Source organism: Streptomyces sp. NRRL B-3229 (genome assembly GCF_000719505.1).
Classification (GTDB): Bacteria; Actinomycetota; Actinomycetes; order Streptomycetales; family Streptomycetaceae; genus Streptomyces; species Streptomyces griseorubiginosus.
In genome coordinates, this window is sequence record NZ_JOGP01000022.1 from 65,374 (window position 1) to 85,403 (window position 20,030).

19 protein-coding genes and 1 pseudogene are annotated in these 20,030 nt (G+C 71.8%); 8 read left to right on the forward strand and 12 right to left on the reverse strand.

Annotated elements, in window-relative coordinates:
- Window positions 1-23: 23 nt before the first annotated feature.
- The 6 genes and pseudogenes from IF54_RS0130510 to IF54_RS0130535 all read right to left on the reverse strand — a co-directional run bounded on the left by IF54_RS0130510 (window position 24) and on the right by IF54_RS0130535 (window position 4,852).
- Entirely contained in the window at window positions 24-434 is a 411-nt protein-coding gene (locus IF54_RS0130510) for a PTS-dependent dihydroxyacetone kinase phosphotransferase subunit DhaM (RefSeq protein WP_030324597.1), read from the reverse strand.
- Entirely contained in the window at window positions 427-1,026 is a 600-nt protein-coding gene (dhaL, locus tag IF54_RS0130515; protein ID WP_030324598.1) for a dihydroxyacetone kinase subunit DhaL, read from the reverse strand. Before dhaL ends, IF54_RS0130510 begins: the two co-directional genes overlap by 8 nt.
- 37 nt (window positions 1,027-1,063) lie before the next feature.
- Entirely contained in the window at window positions 1,064-2,056 is a 993-nt protein-coding gene (dhaK, locus tag IF54_RS0130520) for a dihydroxyacetone kinase subunit DhaK (protein WP_030324600.1), read from the reverse strand.
- Between the two features lie 410 nt (window positions 2,057-2,466).
- Window positions 2,467-2,894 (reverse strand): annotated as a pseudogene (locus IF54_RS39875) (VOC family protein).
- Between the two features lie 98 nt (window positions 2,895-2,992).
- Entirely contained in the window at window positions 2,993-3,268 is a 276-nt protein-coding gene (locus IF54_RS0130530) for a hypothetical protein (RefSeq protein ID WP_030324602.1), read from the reverse strand.
- A gap of 201 nt (window positions 3,269-3,469) precedes the next feature.
- Window positions 3,470-4,852: a hypothetical protein gene (locus tag IF54_RS0130535; RefSeq protein WP_030324605.1), complete on the reverse strand. Its 1,383-nt coding sequence runs from the start codon at window positions 4,850-4,852 to the stop codon at window positions 3,470-3,472.
- 238 nt (window positions 4,853-5,090) lie between these two features.
- On the opposite strand from IF54_RS0130535, the gene IF54_RS0130540 reads away from it, so the two are divergent.
- A complete protein-coding gene (locus tag IF54_RS0130540; RefSeq protein ID WP_030324608.1) occupies window positions 5,091-6,851 on the forward strand; it encodes a glycoside hydrolase family 15 protein in 1,761 nt (586 codons plus the stop codon).
- Window positions 6,852-6,869: 18 nt separating this feature from the next.
- Here IF54_RS0130540 and IF54_RS0130545 read toward each other — a convergent pair whose 3' ends face one another.
- Window positions 6,870-7,244, reverse strand: coding sequence for a DUF6479 family protein (locus tag IF54_RS0130545; RefSeq protein WP_234439100.1), 375 nt, complete (start codon window positions 7,242-7,244; stop codon window positions 6,870-6,872).
- Between the two features lie 136 nt (window positions 7,245-7,380).
- On the opposite strand from IF54_RS0130545, the gene IF54_RS0130550 reads away from it, so the two are divergent.
- The 7 genes from IF54_RS0130550 to IF54_RS0130580 all read left to right on the forward strand — a co-directional run bounded on the left by IF54_RS0130550 (window position 7,381) and on the right by IF54_RS0130580 (window position 17,271).
- Window positions 7,381-7,755: a hypothetical protein gene (locus tag IF54_RS0130550; RefSeq protein WP_030324611.1), complete on the forward strand. Its 375-nt coding sequence runs from the start codon at window positions 7,381-7,383 to the stop codon at window positions 7,753-7,755.
- 122 nt (window positions 7,756-7,877) lie between these two features.
- Window positions 7,878-9,056 carry an acyl-CoA dehydrogenase family protein gene (locus IF54_RS0130555; protein ID WP_030324612.1) on the forward strand — a complete coding sequence of 393 codons (1,179 nt, stop codon included), beginning with the start codon at window positions 7,878-7,880 and terminating at the stop codon, window positions 9,054-9,056.
- A 9-nt stretch (window positions 9,057-9,065) separates the two neighbouring features.
- Window positions 9,066-9,911 (forward strand): oxygenase MpaB family protein, encoded by an 846-nt coding sequence (locus IF54_RS0130560; protein WP_030324613.1) that lies wholly within the window; start codon window positions 9,066-9,068, stop codon window positions 9,909-9,911.
- A 61-nt stretch (window positions 9,912-9,972) separates the two neighbouring features.
- Window positions 9,973-12,201, forward strand: coding sequence for a serine/threonine-protein kinase (locus IF54_RS0130565; protein WP_030324615.1), 2,229 nt, complete (start codon window positions 9,973-9,975; stop codon window positions 12,199-12,201).
- A gap of 149 nt (window positions 12,202-12,350) precedes the next feature.
- Window positions 12,351-13,922 (forward strand): phytoene desaturase family protein, encoded by a 1,572-nt coding sequence (locus tag IF54_RS0130570; RefSeq protein ID WP_030324616.1) that lies wholly within the window; start codon window positions 12,351-12,353, stop codon window positions 13,920-13,922.
- Between the two features lie 159 nt (window positions 13,923-14,081).
- Entirely contained in the window at window positions 14,082-14,663 is a 582-nt protein-coding gene (locus tag IF54_RS0130575) for a hypothetical protein (protein WP_030324618.1), read from the forward strand.
- A 61-nt stretch (window positions 14,664-14,724) separates the two neighbouring features.
- Window positions 14,725-17,271, forward strand: a complete 2,547-nt coding sequence (locus IF54_RS0130580) for a CHAT domain-containing protein (protein ID WP_030324619.1) — start codon at window positions 14,725-14,727, stop codon at window positions 17,269-17,271.
- 7 nt (window positions 17,272-17,278) lie between these two features.
- Here the strand turns inward: IF54_RS0130580 and IF54_RS0130585 are convergent, their stop codons facing one another.
- From IF54_RS0130585 to IF54_RS44005, 5 genes are all read right to left on the reverse strand, one after another.
- Entirely contained in the window at window positions 17,279-17,497 is a 219-nt protein-coding gene (locus tag IF54_RS0130585) for a hypothetical protein (protein WP_030324621.1), read from the reverse strand.
- Between the two features lie 3 nt (window positions 17,498-17,500).
- The gene (locus IF54_RS0130590; RefSeq protein ID WP_030324623.1) at window positions 17,501-18,154 is read right to left on the reverse strand and encodes a DUF6338 family protein; all 654 of its coding nucleotides are present in this window, start codon (window positions 18,152-18,154) and stop codon (window positions 17,501-17,503) included.
- The gene (locus IF54_RS0130595; RefSeq protein ID WP_030324625.1) at window positions 18,151-18,858 is read right to left on the reverse strand and encodes a CD225/dispanin family protein; all 708 of its coding nucleotides are present in this window, start codon (window positions 18,856-18,858) and stop codon (window positions 18,151-18,153) included. The genes IF54_RS0130590 and IF54_RS0130595 overlap by 4 nt, the downstream gene beginning before the upstream one ends.
- Window positions 18,859-18,871: 13 nt before the next feature.
- Window positions 18,872-19,348 (reverse strand): hypothetical protein, encoded by a 477-nt coding sequence (locus IF54_RS0130600; RefSeq protein ID WP_159002235.1) that lies wholly within the window; start codon window positions 19,346-19,348, stop codon window positions 18,872-18,874.
- Between the two features lie 502 nt (window positions 19,349-19,850).
- Entirely contained in the window at window positions 19,851-19,985 is a 135-nt protein-coding gene (locus IF54_RS44005; RefSeq protein ID WP_267884984.1) for a hypothetical protein, read from the reverse strand.
- Window positions 19,986-20,030 lie beyond the last annotated feature (45 nt).

Genomic DNA, 20,030 nt, shown 5'->3' on the forward strand with positions numbered 1-20,030 from the left:
GCGCACTCGTCGCGCGCCGCCCCTCAGACCTTCCGGTAGCTGTACGCCTCCGCCGCGGCCGCCTCGACGGCCGCGAGGTCGGCGCCGGCCGCCGCCGTGACCACCGCGGCCACCGCTCCTTCGACGAAGGGGGCGTCCACCAGGCGTGTGCCGTCCGGGAGTTCGTCGCCCTCCGCGAGCAGCGCCTTGACGGTGAGCACCGCGCTGCCGAGGTCGGTCAGCACGGCCACCCCGGCGCCCCGGTCCACGGACGCGGCCGCGGCGGCGATCAGCTCCGCACTCGTACCCAGACCGCCCCCCTCGGTACCGCCCGCCGCGGCGACGGGCACCTCGGTGCCGCCGCCCGCGAGCCCCTTCGCCAGCTCCGCGACCGACGCGGCCACCTCGGCGCTGTGCGACACCAGCACGATCCCGACCGGGTTTGCGTCACTCACCGGCTGCCTCCGCGAGAGCTGCGATCAGGAGGGCGGCCGAGGTGGCGCCCGGGTCCTGGTGTCCGATGCTGCGCTCACCGAGGTAACTCGCCCGGCCCTTGCGGGCCTGCAACGGCGTCGTGGCGAGCGCCCCCTGCTCGGCGGCCGTGCGCGCGGCGGCGAAGCCGCTGCCGAGCGCGTCGAGGGCGGGCACCAGGGCGTCGATCATGGTCTTGTCGCCGGGCGCGGCTCCGCCCAGCGTCATGACCGCCTCCACGCCCGCCCGCAGCGCCTCGGTCAGCTGTTCCGCGTTGACCTCGGCGGCGTCCCCGAACGCTTTGCCGGTGCGCCGCAGCAGCGTCCCGTAGAGGGGCCCCGAAGCGCCGCCGACCGTCGAGATGAGCTGGCGTCCGGCAAGGGTGAGGACCCCGCCCGGGGTGTCCGGGGCCTCCTTCTCCAGGGTCGCGGTCACCGCGGTGAAGCCGCGCCGGAGGTTGCTGCCGTGGTCGGCGTCCCCGATGGGGGAGTCGAGAGCGGTGAGCCGCTCCGCCTCACGGTCCACTGACGTGGCGGTCGCCGTCATCCAACGGCGGAAGAAGTCGGCGTCGAACACTGGATCTCCTTGCGTGGTCGGTACGTTGGTCGCCTGCTCACACCCCCCAGCGCAGCCCCGCCGTCCTCACCGGCGCGTCCCACAGCCGCAGCAGCTCCTCGTCCACCTGGCACAGGGTGACGGAGGCGCCCGCCATGTCGAGCGAGGTGACGTAGTTGCCGACCAGGGTGCGGGCGACGGCGACCCCGCGCTCGGCGAGCACCCGCTGCACCTCGGCGTTGAACCCGTACAGCTCCAACAGGGGTGTGGCGCCCATGCCGTTGACGAGGACGAGCACGGGACTGCGCGGGCTCATGTCGTCGAGGATCGCCTGCACCGAGAAGTCGGCGATCTCCCGGGAGGTCATCATGGAGCGCCGCTCCCGACCGGGCTCGCCGTGGATGCCGACCCCCAACTCCAGCTCACCGTCGGGCAGATCGAAGGTCGGGCTGCCCTTGGCGGGCGTGGTGCAGGCGCTCAGCGCGACGCCGAAACTCCGGGAGTTCTCGTTGACCTGACGGGCGATCGCCTCCACCCGCTCCAGCGGCTGCCCCTCGTCCGCAGCGGCGCCCGCGATCTTCTCCACGAACAGGGTGGCACCCGTGCCGCGCCGGCCCGCCGTGTAGAGGCTGTCGGTGACGGCGACATCGTCGTTCACGAGCACCTTGGCGACCTGAATGCCCTCGTCCTCGGCGAGCTCGGCGGCCATGTCGAAGTTGAGCACGTCACCCGTGTAGTTCTTCACGATGAACAGCACCCCGGCCCCGCTGTCCACGGCGGCCGCCGCCCGCACCATCTGATCGGGCACCGGCGACGTGAACACCTCGCCGGGACAGGCCGCGGAGAGCATGCCGGGCCCGACGAATCCGCCGTGCAGCGGCTCGTGCCCGGACCCGCCACCGGAGACCAGGGCGACCTTCCCGGCCACGGGGGCGTCCCGCCGTACGATCACACGGTTCTCGACATCCACGGTCAACTCCGGATGGGCGGCCGCCATCCCGCGCAGGGCGTCCGCGACCACGGTTTCCGGGACGTTGATGATCATCCTCATGGGTGTCTCCTCCAGGGATTGACAGAACAGACAAATCGGTGACCGGCGTTTCGCCAGCTCACAGCGGACGGATGCAGTTTTCGATCGTGGCGGTCGGTGGTGGTCACACAGGCGCGGGCGGAGAGCACTGCTGTGGGCAGTATCGACCTTGGGACACCGAAGGTCACGTCGGGGACGCGGGTGCGGGGCCTTGACTGTCGAAGACGCCTGCACGTACGGGGAGCGCTGCGCGCCCCGCGTCGCGTGAGCTGCTGACCTGCGGAAGAGCGGTGGCGGCTCTGAGTGGTTCCCTCCGCTTCCCTGGATCAGAGGGGCGCAACACCTCCCACCGCAAGGTCCGGGCCTGCGTCGAGCACGTGTTCGCGCGGATGCAGGCGCGGAAGCTTGCTGCCTCCGCGCCTCGAAGGGTCTCAGTCGATGCAGAACTCGTTCCCCTCGATGTCCAGCATCGGAATGCATGAGTCGTTGCCGTCGTACAGCGTTTGCACGTGGACCGCACCGAGCGGGATCAGCCGTGTGCATTCGGCTTCGAGTGCCGCGAGGCGTTCCTCGCCCACGAGTCCCGTGCCGACCCGCACATCGAGATGCACGCGGTTCTTGACGGCCTTGCCCTCGGGGACGCGCTGGAAGTACAGGCGCGGGCCCACACCCGAGGGGTCGACGCAGGCGAACCAGCATCCCTTTCCTCGGGCGACTGTGAACGCTTGAAATCGTCCCAGGTGGCGAACCCCGCGGGTGGCGGCGGTACGACGTAGCCCAGCACCTCGCACCAGAAGCGGCCGAGGCGCTCGGGTTCCGCGCAGTCGAAGGTGACCTGGAACGTCCTGATCCCTGACATCGGCGCACCGTACCGCGTACCAGGGGGACTCCGCCGCTCATTTCCCCTGGCGGATCCGCCCGCCCCGTCACAGCCTGGGCCGCCCTGGACACCAAGGTTCATATGGGCGGATCAAGAATTTCGTCGAGCAGGGGTGTGTAGACATCGCCGACTGCGCGGGCGTCTATCAACTGGTGTACCCGGTCCACCCAGTCCCGCGGCACAGGGTGCCCGGCCATCTCCCACTGATTCGGCACGACGGTCAGACAGCGTTTGCACGCCGACTTGACGCTCGGTGCCGTCGAGGCCCGGACGTGCAGGTCCGCCCGGCCGGTCCACGCGGTCCAGTCGGCTGGCCAACTCGCCACCTTCATCCCGCAGTTGTCGGCACCCATGGGTGAGGGCGACCAACTCCGGCCCCAGCGCGGTGCGATGTCGGCCACCGGCGGGCCGACCGGTGTCCGAAGGCGAGGCGGGCCGCGCTCCCGGCGAGGCCGGGCGGCTGCTCGGGCGGCATCAGCGCGACGGCGGCGGCCGGTACGGAACAGGCCGGAATCCGTGTTCGCGGTCGTGTGCCCCGGTCGGGAAGCCTCGCCTCACGCCCGCAACGGATTGGCGCGAGCCGCCGCCAGGAGGTACCACGCGGTGGCGCCCGTGTGCCGGTACGGGTAGTAGCCGAACCCGAAGCCCGTGTCGAGGGGGCTGCTCGCCGAGACGATCCCGGAGCGGGCGGGCAGGGGGGTGCCGCCGGCGGTCTGGCCGTCGCCGAGGAGGTCCTGGGCACGTTCGATCGAACCGAGGAGCCGGTGGGCGCGCTTGTCGTCACCGGCCCGGCCTCGCTCGCGCAGGGCGAGGGCGAGGTGGGCGGTGCCCTCGAACCAGACGCCGTTGCGGTCGGGTCTGGGCTGCCCCGCGGCGATCGGGGCGCTCTCGTCGGCCAGCAGGCTCGCGGAACTGAAGGTGACGCCCTCGTAGGACTGGCCGGAGGGGACCGTGCTGTTGGGACGGTCCGCTGTGTCCCGGACGGCCAGCTCGGACGCGGCCCAGTCGAGGGAGCGGGCGTGGGCCGACGAGGCGAGGGCGAGGTGGGTCCAGGTCTGGGTGTCCTCCGGGATGGGGGACCTGTTGATCGTGACGCCGTCGTTGGTGCCGGTGTAGAAGAACCCGCCCTTCGGCTCCCACATCTTCTCGACGAAGGCCCGGGCACGCGCCCGGCGCTCCCGCCAGACGCGGTCCCCGGTGAGCCGGGCGAGCCGTCCGAACAGCCCGACCAGGTCGGTGTTGTGCTCGGTCGAGGTGAACGGCAGTTTCCTGTCCGCCCCGTCGACGCCGAACTTGTACCCGCCGAGCGGCTCGTCGGTCCGTCCGACCCGCTCGATCCACTCGCCGATCCGCACCGCGCCGGTGAGGAAGCGCCGCTGCCCCGTCCGCCCGGCCAGCGCGGCGAGCGCGACACCGGCCCACGCCATGTCACCCACGGCGGTGCCGGTGAAGCCGAACTGCGTCCCGACGTTGGCCGTGCCGTCGGCCCGGACGAACCCGTCCGGCTGCGGGGAGCCGTCGTAGAAGGTGTACGGCCCCACGTTGTAGGCCTGCCGCAACCTGCCGTCGTCGTGGACGGGGTCGTGGGTCTGGGCGTACAGCAGCGCGTCGCCGAGGGCCACGGCCCGGGACCCGCCGCCGGGGAAGGCCAGGTGGGCCAGGATCGCGAGGGCGTTGTCGTAGGTGAACGCGGTGCTGAACAGACCCGCCTGGTCGCTGTAGCTCTGGGTGAGCCGGATCGTGCCGTGGTCCGGGTACGCGTCCATGGCGGCGGCGAGGAAGGCCCGCGCCCGGCCGGCCGGGGAGAGCGCGGAGGCACCCGTGAGGCCCTGTGCCGCCCGGGCGGAACCGGCGCCGGTCGCGGTGAGGGCCGCGACCCCGAGTCCGGTTCCGATGAGCGTACGGCGGCTGAGGGGCGGGCGCGGGCTGCCGGTCATGGGTCTCCTCGGGGCTGCGGGCCAAGGCAGGTCAGGGTGGGCCAGGGTTCTGAGAGCGCTCTCAAAGAGCGCGGGCTCATTCTGCTGTGGCGGGGTGCAGCGGTCAACGTCTGCGAAATGGACAGCAGTTGGCCGTCACCCCCAGGGTCGTACGGAGCTTCTCCGCGCATCCCACCCGGCCGCCGGCCCCGCCCTCCCGGCCCCTGTTGATCTCCCCACCCCTGGGTACCCGTGCCCCATGACCACCGCCTACCCACCCCACGCGCTGCACGACTACGCGCTGCTGGCGGACGGTGAGCGCGGGGCGCTCATCGGGCCCGACGGTGCCATCGGGTGGCTGTGCGCTCCCGCCTGGCACGACGACGCGGTCTGCGCCGCGCTGGTCGGCGGGCGGGGGGCGTACGCCATCACTCCCCGGGGGCGGCACGTCTTCGGCGGCTACTACGAGCAGGGCACCCTGATCTGGCGCAGCCGCTGGGTCACCGAGGAGGGGATCGTCGAGTGCCGTGAGGCGCTGGCCTTCCCCGGCGACCCGGACCGGCTCGTCCTGCTGCGACAACTGCACGCGGTCGACGGCCCGGCCCACCTCTCCGTCGTCCTCGACCCGCACGGCGAGTACGGCGCGGCGGAGCTCGACTCCGCGCACCGCGGCGACGACGGAGTGTGGGAGCTGCGGACCGGCAGGCACCGGCTGCGCTGGCAGGGCGCCCCGGGGGCGGCCGCGGGCGAGCACGGCCTGACCCTCGACATCGAGCTGAAGCCCGGTGAGCGGCACGACCTGGTCCTGGAGTGCTCCGCGTCCCCCTTCCCGGCCGAGCCGCCGGAGCCGCGGCGCGCCTGGGCGGCCACCGAGGCCGCCTGGCGCGAGGCGGTCCCGGCGTTCGACGGCACGGCCGCCCCCGGTGACGCGCGGCGGGCGTACGCCATCCTGCGCGGGCTCACCACGCGGGGCGGAGGCATGGTCGCGGCGGCGACGACCAGCCTGCCCGAGCGCGCCGAGGAGGGCCGCAACTACGACTACCGGTACGTGTGGATCCGCGACCAGAGCTATGCCGGACAGGCCGCCGCCGCCGCGGGCGACCATGTACTCCTCGACTCCGCCGTCGACTTCGTCACCGCGCGCCTGCACGTCGACGGACCCCGTCTGGTGCCCGCCTACACCGTGCACGGGCGGCCCGTCCCGGCCCAGCGCGACCTCGACCTGCCCGGCTACCCCGGTGGCTTCGACCGTGTCGGCAACCGGGTGGGCGAGCAGTTCCAGCTCGACTGCTTCGGCGAGGCCCTTCTGCTGCTCGCGGCCGCCGAACGCCACGGGCGACTGGACGAGAGTCACTGGAAGGCGGTGGACATCGCGGTGCGGGCCGTGTCCGACCGGTGGCGCGAGCCCGACGCCGGGATCTGGGAGCTGGACGACCGGGAGTGGACCCACAGCAGGCTCACCTGCGTCGCGGGCCTACGGGCCGTAGCGGCGGCGGCGCCCCGCCACCCGCTCGCCGCCACCTGCACGGCCCTCGCCGACACCCTGCTCCACGCCGCCGAACGGACCTGCGTCCATCCCGACGGCCACTGGCAGCGCACCCCGGACGACCCGTCCGTGGACGCCGCCCTGCTGCTGCCCGGTGTACGCGGCGCCCTGCCCGCCGCCGACCCGCGCACCCGGGCCACCCTCGCCGTCTGCCGCCGGGAGCTGGCCGACGACCACTACCTCTACCGCTTCCGCCACGACGACCGCCCCCTGGAGGAGGCCGAGGGCGCCTTCCTGCTGTGCGGGTTCGTCATGGCGCTCGCGGAGCACCAGCAGGGTCGGACGGTCGAGGCGTACCGCTGGTTCGAACGCAATCGCGGAGCCTGCGGCGCGTCCGGCCTGTACGCGGAGGAGTTCGACATCGCCCAGCGCCAGCTCCGCGGCAACCTCCCGCAGGCCTTCGTCCACGCACTGCTGCTGGAGGCGGCCGCCCGGCTCGGTGAGCGAGCGGGCGACCGCCTCCAGGTGCGGTAAGGCGTACCGGGGTGCCCGTCAGCTGCCCGCGGGGCCGCCGCTGCCGAAGGATCCGCTGCTGCCCTCGTTCCAGCGCGGCCGCTCCCCCGAACCGGTCCGGCTCGGGCTGTTGCCGTGGTTGGGCAGCTCGTGCGGGGTCAGCCGGGTGTCGCCCCGGGGCACCTCGTCAGGCTCCCGGTGCTCCCTGACCTCACGGACCGGCCCGCCCTCGGGCAGCTTCGGCTGCTCCTCGGGAGTGGGCGGGGGCGACTCGCGGCGCCTGACCCGGGAGCCCAGCCAGAAGGCGCCGATCAGCACCGCCACGACCACCACACCCGCGGCGATCACTCCGGCCGCGAGACCGCCCCGGCCCGCCGCCATGTCCATCCATTCGCTGTTCAGGGCTTGGTTCATGGCACCCGAGTACCCCCGGACCCGCGAGCGAACCGACCCCCAGGAGTGCCGCGAACCCCCGGAACTCCGGGTTTGACGGCCGGGGAACCCCCGGAACCCCGGGTTTGACGGCCGGGACCCCGGCTACCCGCCCCTTGTGACGACTACGACTTCCCAGCAGGAGCTCTTCCGGTTCCTGGAGGACCGGTTCGCGTGCGCCCAGGCGTGCACCGAAACCGCACGCGCCTGCGCGCTGCGTGCCAGCATGGTCGATCCGGACGGCACCGAGGAGCAGGAACTACTGCGGCGCAAGGCCATCATGTGCGCCGAGGTGTGCGACGCGACCTGCCGTGTGCTCTCCGAGGAGAACCACCTCGACGAGGCCGGCATCCGTGTCCAGCTGGAATGGTGCCGCTCGGTCTGCCTGGAGTGCGCGCAGGTCATGGACCGGCACCCGGGTGCGGAGGCGGCGGCCAAGGCGTGCCGCGAGTGCGCCCAGGCGTGCACGGACTTCATGGCGACCCTGCACTGAGACGGACGTCCGGTTCCCAGGATCTCCCGCGCCCCGAGAGACCCCCTCCTGACCGTTCCCAATTTCTGGAACACGTTCTACCGTGTGCGCCGTCAGGACCGGCCTGGGAGCCTGGAGGCGCCGTGCATCTCGACCACACGCCCGAGCAGCAGCGGCTGCGCACCGAACTGCGCGCCTACTTCGCCGACCTGGTCCCGGACAACGCGCACGCCCGCTTCACCGACCGGGAAGCCCAGAAGCGCTTCTACCGCGACACCATCCGCCGCCTCGGCGCCGACGGCTGGCTCGGCGTCGGCTGGCCCAAGGAGTACGGCGGCCGCGGCCTGACCGCGATGGAACAGTTCATCTTCTTCGACGAGGCCGCCCAGGCCGGCGTACCGCTGCCGCTGATGGCCCTCAACACCGTCGGGCCGACGATCATGCAGTACGGCACCGAGGAGCAGAAGTCCTGGTTCCTGCCGCGCATCCTCTCCGGTGAGATCGACTTCGCCATCGGCTACAGCGAGCCCGGCGCGGGCACCGACCTCGCCTCCCTGAAGACACGTGCCGTACGCGACGGCGACGAGTACATCGTCAACGGGCACAAGATCTGGACCACCAACGGCGACACCGCCGACTGGGTGTGGCTCGCCGTCCGCACCGACCCGGCCGCCCCGCCGCACAAGGGCATCACCATGCTCCTGATGCCGACCACCGACCCCGGCTACTCCTGCACCCTCATCAACACCCTCGCCTCGCACGACACCACGGCCAGCTACTACGAGAACGTCCGGGTCCCCGTCTCGCACCGGGTCGGCGAGGAGAACCAGGGCTGGCGGCTGATCACCAACCAGCTCAACCACGAGCGGGTCACCCTCGCCGCCCACGGCACCATGGCGATCCGCGCCCTCCAGAACGTCCAGCGCTGGGCCATGGAGACCAAGCTCGCCGACGGCCGCCGGGTGATCGACCTGCCGTGGGTGCGCCGCCGCCTCGCCCAGACCCACACCCGGCTCGACGCGCTCAAGCTCCTCAACTGGCGGATGGTGAACGCCGTCCAGAACGGCACCCTCACCCCGCAGGACGCCTCCGCCGTCAAGGTCTACGGCTCCGAGGCCCGCCGGGACGCCTACGCGTGGCTCATGGAGATCGTCGCGGCGGCGGGCGCCCTGAAGGAGGGCTCGGTGGGCGACGTCCTGCACGGCGAGCTGGAGCGCGGCTACCGCTCGGCGGTCATCTTCACCTTCGGTGGCGGAAACAACGAGATCCAGCGCGAGATCATCTCGTGGATCGGTCTGGGGATGCCGCGGGTACGGCGTTAGCCTTCCGGCATGACGGGTGATCCGGGATTGTTCGGTCCGAGGTCCGTGACCTGGCAGATGCACGGCGACCCGATGATGTGGGTCGCCGGTGTCCGCGCGCTCTACCTCCAGGCGCTGCACCCGCGCGCGGTGCGCGGTGTCACGCAGAACTCCGACTTCCGGCGCGAGGCCTGGGGCCGGCTGATGCGCACCGCCAGTTTTGTGGGCACCACGACCTACGGCACCACCGAGGCGGCGGAGAAGGCCGGCGCCCGGGTCCGGAAGATCCACAGCATGCTCGGGGCGACCGACCCCGACACCGGCGAACGCTACGGCGTCGACGAACCCGACCTCCTGCTGTGGGTGCACTGCGCCGAGATCGACTCCTACCTCCAGGTCGCCCGGCGCTCCGGCTTCCGCCTCACCGACGAGCAGGCCGACATCTACATCGGCGAACACCGGGTCAGCGCCCGCCTGGTGGGCCTGGACCCCGACGCCGTACCAGCGAACCAGGCCGAGATGGCCGCCTACTTCGAGAAGGTGCTCCCCGAACTGGCCGTCACGCCCGAGGCCCGCGAAGTGGACGACTTCCTCCTCCGCCCGCCGACGCACCCCCTCCTCGTGCCGGCGCGCGAGCTGCTGTGGCGGCGCGTGGCGCACCTGGCGTACGCCGCCCTGCCGCCGTACGCCCACGAGCTGTACGGCAGGCCGGCCCCCGAACCGGCCTCCGTCACCCGTCAGTTGCGCGCCACCGGCACCCTGCTGCGCTGCGTGCCCGCACGGGTGCGCTGGCAACTTCCGCCCCAGCACATCCTGCGGGCCATGGCCCGGCTCGGCCCGGGCTCCCGGCCCGCCCCGTACAAACTCGGACGATAGGTCGCCATACTGGACGGGCCAGGGGAGGGCGGGGCGAGTTCGACGGGGGCGGTCGCAGGAGATGGGGGACAGCAGGCTCATCCAGGGGCGGTACCGGCTGCTCGATCTGATCGGACGCGGCGGCATGGGCGAGGTGTGGCGGGCCCGCGACGAGTCGCTGGGCCGGCACGTCGCCGTCAAGTGCCTCAAGCCGCTGGGCGGGCAGCACGACCAGAACTTCACCCGGGTCCTCAGGGAGCGGTTCCGCCGCGAGGCACGCGTGGCGGCGGCCCTCAGCCACCGCGGGGTGACCGTCGTCCATGACTTCGGCGAGTCCGACGGGGTGCTCTACCTGGTGATGGAGCTCCTGGAGGGCCGCAACCTCAGCCAGCTCCTGGAGGACAACAAACAGCACCCGCTGCCCGTCGCCGACGTCGTCGAGATCGCCGACCAGGTCGCCGCCGCCCTCGCCTACACCCACCGGCAGGGCGTCGTGCACCGGGACCTCAAGCCCGCGAACATCGTCCGGCTCACCGACGGCACCGTGAAGATCTGCGACTTCGGCATCGCCCGTCTCGGCCACGACATCGGCTTCACCTCCCGGCTGACCGGTACCGGCATCGCGATGGGCACCCCGCACTACATGTCGCCCGAGCAGATCGGGGGCACCGAGGTCGACCAGCGCAGCGACCTGTACTCCCTGGGCTGCGTGCTGTACGAGATCGCCACCGGGGCGCCACCGTTCGACCTGGGCGACGCCTGGGCGATCCTCGTCGGCCACCGCGACACCGCGCCCACGCCTCCGCGCAGCCACCGCGCCGAACTCCCCGAGTACCTCGACAAGGTCATCCTCGACCTGCTGGCCAAGCGCCCCGAGCAACGCCCCCACGACGCCCGCGAGGTGGGGCGCCGGATCACCTTCGGCCGTACGACACCGGCGTACGTGCCGACCGTGGTGACCCCGCAGCCCGAATTTCCGGCGCCCCGACCGGAGCTCCCTCCAGAGACCCGGCTGCCTTCCTGGACCCGCGGCATGACCACCGGCCACAAGGCCACCGGCGCCGGCCTCGCCACCACGCCCCCGGACCCCGCGGCGGGCCTGACCGGTGAGTGGATCGCCCGCCCCGCCACCGGCCGCATCGAGACCCCGGTGCCCGTGGAACCGCCGCTGCCGTCCCCGCAGACCATCACCGCGCTGGCCGGACGGCACAACGCGGGACTCAGCCTGGGGCGTCTCGGCCGCTGGGCGGAGGCCGGCGAGGTGCACCGCGCGGTCGCCACGGAGCGCGAGCACCTGCTGGGCCCCGACCACCCCGACACCCTCGCCAGCCGCTACGAGGTCGCCTTCACCCTCAGCCGCACCGGCCGCGCCGCCGACGCCCTGCGCGAGTACAAGCACGTGGCCGCGGCCAGGACCCGCATCCTGGGCGCCGACCACCCCGACACCCTCGCCGCCCGCCAGGAGATGGCGTACGTCCTCGGCCGGCTGGGCCGGCACTTCGACGCCCACCAGGTCTACAACTCGGTCCTCGAGGCCAGGGAACGGCAGATGGGCCCTGACCACCCCGACACCCTCCGCTGCCGTCACAACCTCGCCTTCAACCTCAGCAGGCTCGGGCGCCTGGAGGACTCGTACCGGATGGCCTGCGAGGTGGCCGCGGCCCGCACCCGGGTGCTCGGCCCCCATCACCCCGACACCCTGGTCACCCGGTACGAAGTCGCTTATGCGCTCGGCCAGTTGGGACGCTGGGAGGAAGCCCTCCGGACCTACCGCGAGGTCGCGGAGGCCCGCGCCCAGGCCCTCGGCCCGGACCACCCGGACACCCTCGCCGCCCGTTACGAGGTCGGCATCAGCCTCGGCCGCCTCGGCCGCAGCGCGGACGCCCTCCAGCTCTACCGCGACCTGATCGACGACCGCACCCGCATCCACGGCCCCGCCCACCCCGAGACCCTGCGCGCCCGGCACGGCCTCGGCGTCAACCTCGGCCGCCTCGGCCGCTGGGAGGAGGCGCTCGCCGAGTCCCGGGACGTGTGCGCGATCCGTGAACGCGTCCTCGGGCCCGACCACCCGGACACCCTGGTCAGCCGTCGTGAGGTGGCCGTGGGACTCGGCTGGCTCGGCCGCTGGGCGGACGCCCTCACCGAGTACCGCAGAGTGGCCGCCGCCCGCGAGCACGTCCTCGGCGCCGACCACCCCGACACCCTCGCCAGCCGCAACGACGAGGCCCACTGCCTGGAACAGCTCGGCCGGGGCGCGGAGGCGGTGGAGCTCTACCGGAGAGTGGCGGCCCTCAGGCAGCAGCGGGCGTAGGGGAGCGCAGGCGTAGGGGAGCGCAGGCGTAGGGGTGTGCAGGTGCAGGACCGCGCTGACCGCCGGGCGCGCCAGTCCCGCAGGGCGCGCCAGTCCCGCCAGTTGCCGCCCCTCTGGCCGACCTAGATCATCACGTGTTACGAAGAACCATGCCTGCACACGAGGGACCTCAGCGGAGCTACGACGCCGTCATCGTCGGTGGCGGCCACAACGGCCTGGTCGCCGCCGCCTACCTGGCCCGGGCCGGCCGGTCCGTGCTGGTCCTCGAACGGCTCGGGAACACCGGGGGTGCCGCCGTCTCCACCCGGCCCTTCACCGGCGTGGACGCCCGGCTGTCGCGCTACTCCTACCTGGTCAGCCTGCTGCCCAGGAAGATCGTCCGCGACCTCGGCCTGGACTTCCGTGTCCGCACCCGCACCGTCTCGTCGTACACCCCCGTGGAGCGCGACGGCAGGCCGACCGGTCTCCTCGTCGGCGGCGGCGAGCGCCGCACCCGGGAGGCCTTCGCCAGGCTCACCGGCGGCGAGAGCGAGTACCGGGCCTGGCAGCGGTTCTACGACCTGACGGGCCGCGTCGCGAAGAGCGTCTTCCCCACGCTCACCCAACCGCTGCCCACCCGCGACGAGCTGCGCGGGCGCGTGGACGACGAGGAGGCGTGGCGGCTTCTGTTCGAGGAGCCGATCGGGGTGGCCGTGGAGGCCCGCTTCGCCGACGACCTGGTCCGGGGAGTCGTGCTGACCGACGCGCTCATCGGCACGTTCGCCGACGCCCACGATCCCTCCCTCGCGCAGAACCGCTGCTTCCTCTACCACGTGATCGGCGGCGGGACCGGTGCCTGGGACGTGCCCGTCGGCGGCATGGGCGCCCTCACCGACGCCCTGGCCGGCGCGGCCCGGGACGCCGGCGCGGTCCTCGCCACCGGGCACGAGGTGGTGGGCATCTCCTCGGACGGACGCGCGGCGGAGGTCACCTACCGCACCGCCGACGGTGAAGGCGTCGTCGAAGCCCGGCACGTCCTGGTCAACGCCTCCCCGCAGGAACTCGCCGCCCTCGCCGGCGACCAGCCCCCGCCCCCCGCCGAAGGGGCCCAGCTCAAGGTCAACATGCTCCTCAAGCGGCTCCCGAGGCTGAAGGACGCCGAGGTCGACCCGCGTGAGGCGTTCTCCGGCACCTTCCACATCGCCGAGGGCTACCGGCAGCTGGCCACCGCCCACGCCCAGGCCGCCGCGGGGCGCCTGCCCGAGGCCCCGCCCTCCGAGATCTACTGCCACTCCCTCACCGATCCGACGATCCTCGGCCCCGAACTCGTCGAGCAGGGCTACCAGACCCTCACCCTGTTCGGTCTGCACACCCCGGCCCGGCTCTTCGACCACGACAACGACGGAGTCCGCGAGGAACTCCTCGCCTCGACCCTCGCGCAGCTCGACGCGCACCTCGCCGAGCCGCTCACCGACTGCCTGGCCACCGACGCGGACGGCCGGCCCTGCATCGAGGCCAAGACCCCGCTCGACCTGGAGCGCGACCTCAGGCTGCCCGGCGGCAACATCTTCCACCGCGAACTGTCCTGGCCGTACGCCCAGGAGGACACCGGCCGCTGGGGCGTGGAGACCCGGCACGCCAACGTGCTGCTGTGCGGGGCGGGCGCGGTGCGCGGGGGAGGGGTGAGCGGGGTGCCGGGGCACAATGCGGCGATGGCGGTGCTTGATGACGCGTCGGATTAGAGGGGCTTGAGAGTCCGGCCCCGACGGGGGCCCTTTGCGGCACATCGACCGTCTCCGGCGCGGAATTGTAGGCCCTATTCCGTACACCTTTGCGATTTCAATCCCTTTTCCGTTGAATATCGCATTCCGGGTGTAGTGTGAGATGGATTGGGGGGAAGTATGAACGACTGGATGTGGCAGCAGTCGGCGGAGCAGGCGCACACCGCCATGGCTGCGGCGGACCGGTTGGCGCAGGGACTCACGTCAGGGTGGCGCCCCGCGGCCATACAGGTTCCGGTGCATCTGCCGGCGGGAGAGGGCTGCTTCGCTCAGGAGGACACCCAGGTGCTTCAGTACCTGGAGGGGGACGGCACCTACCTTCACACGACGTCTTTCGGATTCGGTTTCGTCGGTCTCGCCATGACCATGGGGAGCGCAATAGGAAACCACGCCCGGAAACAGCGCGCTATGCAGGAAGCGGCCGCCCGATATCGTCCCGTCGAAGCCGGACGGATGTACCTGACGAATCACCGTTTCGCGGTCCAGGGCCGGCAACAGTGGATCGATATCTGGTTCGAGGACATCCGTATGTCCACCTGTGACGCGACCTGCGTGTATCTCACCCTGGGGAGCAGTTCCCCGGTGGCTCTGCGCGTGTGGCCCGCTCCGTACCACTTCACCCTCTATCGCTGGCTGGCCCACGGCCAGATCGTGCACCCCCAGCCCCCGCCCGCGATCGGCCCCGGCGGCTGGGGTGGCTGAGCGGCAGGGAATCGACAGGGATCGGAACGCCCTGCTGGCCAGGGCCCGGGAAGTACTGGCCGTGACGGATCCGGCGGGACCGGACCTGCTGGAGGAGGCCATCTGGTTGCACGACGAGTTGGAGAGCCCGCCGACCGACCGGCCGGTCGATGCCGCAGTCGCCTTGCGCCGCTGGATCCTGTCCCGGCTGGCGACGGCCGGGACAGCCGCTTCCGTAGGACATGGCCTGAGGCAACAGGTGTTCTCCCAAGGGGTGCTGGACATCGAGCCGGGACCCCTGCGTCGTCTGTGGGTGTGGGAGTACCTGGGCACTGCCCGATTCATCGCTTTCGGTGGCAGCGACCGAGCACTTCTGGACGAGGCTGTCGCAGCCTTCCGTTCCTGCCTCAACGCCGCGCAGGACTTGCCTCCCGCCGGGCGGGCCGCGGTGGCGGACCACCTCGACCAGGTGCGCTGCCATCTGGCCGGCATCCTCGGGATGCGTTACAACCAGGACCGCGAGGTCATGCTCCTGCCCGGACGGGAACAGCAGTTGCGGTGGGCCGAAGTCCGTGCCGACCTGACCGAGGCGATCGCACTCACCGAGCAGGTGGCGGGGCGTCGGCGGGACCCCGGAGCGACGCGTCCTCTGCCGCCCGAGTGGGCCGGCGTCCGCGCGCACCTTCTCACCTACCGGTGGCAGGACACCCCGGTGGAACAACGCAGAGGTGCCGACATCGACGAAGCCCTCCGCCTGCTGGAGGGCTTGCCTCCCCCGACCGCCGACGCCGGTTCAGTCCTGACCTGGTGGGGCTCCCGCAGTCTGCTCGCCAACGCGCTCATCGCCCGTGGCGGCCCCGAGGACCTTCTCCGTGCGGAGCAGTTGGTCACCGAGGTCCTGGACCGGCCGGAGACAGCGGACCCCCTGGTACGCGCGGGGCTTCTCCAGACCCTTGCGTCAGCCCGAATGCTGCGGGCTGAGTCCGATCGCAGGGATTCTGCCGCGGCGACCGCTGCGGCCCGCGCTTATGAGGAGGCATACAGGGCCGGGCTCCAGGGCAACCTGCGCGCGTCCTGGGACGCGGCGACCCAGCACGCGGGCTGGTTGCGGCACCGAGGCAGGCGCCGGGACTCGGCGCGCAGATACGGCGAGGCCTTTCGCGTGCTGCCCGCGCTGACCCGACTGCAACGGGACCGGAGTCAGAAGGAACAGGTACTCGCTCAGGCCGCCGACGTCTCGGCCGACTGTGTACGGGAACTGGCCCTGTCCGCCGATCCCGATGACCGCGCCGACGCGGTGGTGGTCCTGGAGAGCGCGCGTGCCGTGCTGCTCTCGGAGGCGCTGACCCCTCTCGGCAGTACGCCCGGCGAGGACGACACGGACGCGCTGCGTCTTGCACAGCTCGCCGGAGAGCTGGACAGGCAGCGTCGGGCCGCGATGTCTTCGGCGCCGACCGGGGATCCGGCCCGGGCGGAATCCACGCACCGGGAGTACGCCTTCCTGGCCGAGCGGTTGCGCCGCCGTGACGGTATCGCGCGGTCGCTGCCGGCGGCCTGGCAGGATGTGTGCTCGGCGGCGGACTCGACCGCACTGGTCTTCCTCGTGGCCGCGGCCGACGGCGGTGCTGCCCTCATCGTGCCCGCCGGGGCGCAGGCCCATGATGCCCCGATCGGGGTGGACCTGCCGGACCTCGATCGGCAGACGGTTCGGAATCTGCTGGTGCTGCTCGGGGAGGCGGACACCCTGCGACCGGGAGAGCGGTCCCCCCGCACCGGCGAGACCAGCGGCAGGCTGGCCCGCCGTCTGGTGGAGCAGCTGTGGCACTGCGCCATGAGGCCCGTCGCCGCCGAACTGCGCGGCTGTGGGTGTGCGGTTCTTCTGCCCGGTGGGCTACTGGGCATGCTTCCGCTGCACGCCGCGGGCGTGTGTGCCGCGCCGCGTGTCGACGACTGGTGGTTCCTCATGGAGGAGACGGTGCTGTCTTACGCGCCCAGCGTGGGTGTGTTGACGGCCGCACGACAGGCGGCTGCATCCGCCCCCGCTCTCCTCCTGGCCACCGAACCCCCACTGTCGGACGGTCCCGTCGGCCGGCCCGACGCTCGCGTAGAGCTCGACGCCGTACGGAAGCTGACCCGTGTCCGCCCCTGGTTGCTCTCCGGCGAGGAGGCCACTCCCGAAAGGCTGCTGCGCGCCCTGGACGAGTGCGACGTACTGCACTTCGCGGGACACGCGCAGTCGCTGCCGGACACGCCTCTGGAGAGCGGCCTCGGATGCGCGGGCGGTCGGCTGTCCGTCCGGGACCTCCTGGCGCGAGGACCCGGACGGGCCCGTACCGCCCTGCTGTGCGCCTGTTCCACCGCCCGGGTCGGGACGGAACTGCCGGATGAGGCGATCGGCCTGCCCACCGCACTTCTCCAGGCGGGTTTCGGATCCGTCCTCTCCACTCAGTGGACGGTGTTCGACAACATCACGGGCCCGTTGCTGAAGCAGTTGTACGAGCGCTGGGACGCGGGTCAGGACCTGGCAGCGGCACTCACGGGCGCGCAACGGGCGCTCCTGCGAGGCCGCGGCGGCCCGGTCATGGCGAATCCCTGGGACTGGGGAGCCTTCGTCCACACAGGAGCCTGATGGTCTGTCACGAGTCGTCGTCGGCGGTGATCTGTGGCTGGGTGTCCGGGCCGCCCGGCTCCGCCGACGGCTCGGGCGGCGCCGGAGCGATCGCCCAGGCGGGTGGGAGGGGCAATTGGTCGGCGGTGTGCGGGGACCTGCCGTACCCGCGGCCCTCGCCGGTCGCCACCGACTCGGTGGGATCGGTCGCGTCGCCGTGCTCCGTGTCGTTCTCGCGGTCCGGCATGGACTACCCCCTGATGACTTCGATATGACTGATTTCCTGCCACGACACCAGCAGGCCGGTGTGCCGTAGCTTCGGACGGCCGTCGGGCCCCAGCACGAACCGGCCTTGATCGTCGCTTTCCACGGTGTCGGCCAGATAGAGATCCTGGGCTTCGGGATAGCCCGAGGCGCGGGAGTCCAGCCGCCCGTCCCGGTCACGGCCGTACACTCCGATGATCCATCCGTGGTTTCCGGCGGCAGAGTCCTTGAGCCTGATTCTCAGCCAGGCGCTCGGAGCGTGACTGAAGAACGCGTCCCATGCCCTCGGCTCGGGGGTGTGCCCGTACAGGACAAGGGCCCAGCGGTGCCTGTGCCGGAACCCGACACCGACCGCCGTGCCCAGCAGAAACGGCAGCAGCAGGTAGGGAGCGGGGAGCCACCAGAGGCTCCAGGGGACGGCATGCCGGCTCAGACGTCCCGTGCGCCAGACGTCCGCGACGATCCAGCAGGTGAGCGGGGCGAGTGCCCAGTGACACAGAGCGGAGACCGCAGTCAGGCGCAGGGTGCGATCGGCCAGGCCGGATCGCACGATGCCCGTCTGGCGCTCTGCCGCGAAGACGTAGAGGGCTCCCGGCAGCAGTGCCACGACGGTCACGGCCAGCGCTTCGAAGGTACTCATGGCGTACTGCTCTTCGTGGCCGCCCACAGGACCACGACGTACAGGAGGGCCACTGCGTAGGCGTACGCGCACCTCCGCAACGCCTGGCGGGAAGCGGCCTGGGCGCCCGCGACGTCACCCCTGGCCCATCGGGTCCGTACCTGCGACGAGGCCATCAACGCGGCGATGCCGAAGGGGAGAAAGGTCAGCATGGCGACGACGCAGGCCGGGATGAACGCGGACGGCGGCCGGGCCGGCGAGACAGGCATGAAGTTGTGCCATACGTGCTGTGGACCGGTCGGCGCGGAAAACGGCAGCCACCTTTCCGCTCCCGGGCCGTGCGGGACGTTCTGCCAGGCACCGCCGTGCCAGCCCGCCGGGCCCGGTCCCGGGGCTGGACCGGAGCCCGGGTGGGAGGCCACGTCCTCGACCGTCTCCTCCTCCCACGCAGCCCGGTCCTCGACGCGCGGCTCGGGTTCCGGCGGCGCCTGCTGCTCACGGACCCAGCGGTCGTACTCCGCGCGGTCGGCCGGGTCCTTGAGGACGTCGTGGGCGGCATTGATCAGTGCGGCGCGCTCCACGTCGCCGTGGTGAAGATCCGGATGACAGGTCTTGAGGGCCTCGCGACGGGAGCGCCCGATCTGCTCCGGCGTCGCGTCGTGAGGTACCCCGAGGATCTCGTACGGGTCCTGGCCCGAAAGTTCGCTGAAGGTCCGCCTCCGCATACCGACCACCCCGCTACCCGGCCCGGAGGACGGCAGCCCGTCGGCACAGCACGGTCCAGACGGCGCAATGGGGATGCATGCCCCGCGCGAGCCGCCGGTGCCCCGCGGCGACTGTCACCGTGCGGTCCGCGGTGAAACAGCACCACACCCACATGTCGGAGTGAGCCAGTTCCACCCGCTCCTCGTAGTACCAGTGGGCGTACACCCTTCGGTCGTCTCCGAGGAACGGGTTCTGGAGGAAGCGCTGAGCGCCCTCGGGCAGATTCCCCAGCAGGTCACGTGCGCCTTGCGGCAGTACGAGTTCGGGCGGCTGAGCCGCCAGTGGCCCGGGTCCCTGGCGGGCGCCCGTGGTGCCGCCGACCCGGACGCATGTCCCGCCCACGGCGGGTGCACCGGTGAAGGACTGGTGAGCGAACGAGCCTGGGGCGAGCCGGATCGTCTGAAGCCGGTGCGCCCGGGTACCGTCCGGCTTCGTGATCGGGTCCGTCACACACAGTCCGGACGTTCCCAGGACCACCGCGCTGACACCGCCGGCACTGTCCTGTGACGCCCACCACTCGAGCACACTCCCGGCCTTCTCGCTGAGTCGCACACGCAAGGCCGCGCCCAACATGTCCCAGCATTCCTGCCTGTCCGGGCCGGAAGCGACCGGAAGATCTCCCGGACTGTGCAGTCGACCCTGCAAGCCTGCGTTCCACTGCTGCACTTCCGCGGCTCGACGGGCCGGTGCACGGCCCGCTCCGGGTATGTCCGGAAGCCCTGATCCCCCCATGGCGCCCCCACCCCGCTCGTTCCCGGCACCAAGCGTAGAGCAGAACGGATGAATCCGAATAGGTAATGATGAAGACGGAATCATGCGATGAGTAAGGCCAAAACACGCTAAATCAAACGGGCGCTCTCATCGCGAAGTTGGCCGGCGCCGTGCCTCGAACGCGTTCCTGGGGGCAGCCACGGCGTACTTCTCGGTCTGGCGGCCGGACCCCACCGGATGTTCAATCCGTGGCGGTGGTCCACCCGTTCACCTCGATCCGCGCCCCGTCGGCCGGATGCGCCTCGCCGGAGAGGGTTCTGCGGGCGAGCTGACGCGGGTTGGTCCGTCGCGTCGCGAACTGAATCTGACGGAGCATCAGAAAACCTCTTCCGTCGTCCGGAGGACTGCGGCATCCTGCGCC

Coding starts and splice junctions, on each gene's coding strand:
- dhaK (WP_030324600.1), bottom strand. CDS start 2,056: ATGAGGATGATCATCAACGTCCCGGAAACCGTGGTCGCGGACGCCCTG.
- IF54_RS0130530 (WP_030324602.1), bottom strand. CDS start 3,268: ATGGGTGCCGACAACTGCGGGATGAAGGTGGCGAGTTGGCCAGCCGAC.
- IF54_RS0130535 (WP_030324605.1), bottom strand. CDS start 4,852: ATGACCGGCAGCCCGCGCCCGCCCCTCAGCCGCCGTACGCTCATCGGA.
- IF54_RS0130540 (WP_030324608.1), top strand. CDS start 5,091: ATGACCACCGCCTACCCACCCCACGCGCTGCACGACTACGCGCTGCTG.
- IF54_RS0130545 (WP_234439100.1), bottom strand. CDS start 7,244: ATGAACCAAGCCCTGAACAGCGAATGGATGGACATGGCGGCGGGCCGG.
- IF54_RS0130560 (WP_030324613.1), top strand. CDS start 9,066: ATGACGGGTGATCCGGGATTGTTCGGTCCGAGGTCCGTGACCTGGCAG.
- IF54_RS0130565 (WP_030324615.1), top strand. CDS start 9,973: ATGGGGGACAGCAGGCTCATCCAGGGGCGGTACCGGCTGCTCGATCTG.
- IF54_RS0130570 (WP_030324616.1), top strand. CDS start 12,351: ATGCCTGCACACGAGGGACCTCAGCGGAGCTACGACGCCGTCATCGTC.
- IF54_RS0130575 (WP_030324618.1), top strand. CDS start 14,082: ATGAACGACTGGATGTGGCAGCAGTCGGCGGAGCAGGCGCACACCGCC.
- IF54_RS0130585 (WP_030324621.1), bottom strand. CDS start 17,497: ATGCCGGACCGCGAGAACGACACGGAGCACGGCGACGCGACCGATCCC.
- IF54_RS0130590 (WP_030324623.1), bottom strand. CDS start 18,154: ATGAGTACCTTCGAAGCGCTGGCCGTGACCGTCGTGGCACTGCTGCCG.
- IF54_RS0130595 (WP_030324625.1), bottom strand. CDS start 18,858: ATGCGGAGGCGGACCTTCAGCGAACTTTCGGGCCAGGACCCGTACGAG.
- IF54_RS44005 (WP_267884984.1), bottom strand. CDS start 19,985: ATGCTCCGTCAGATTCAGTTCGCGACGCGACGGACCAACCCGCGTCAG.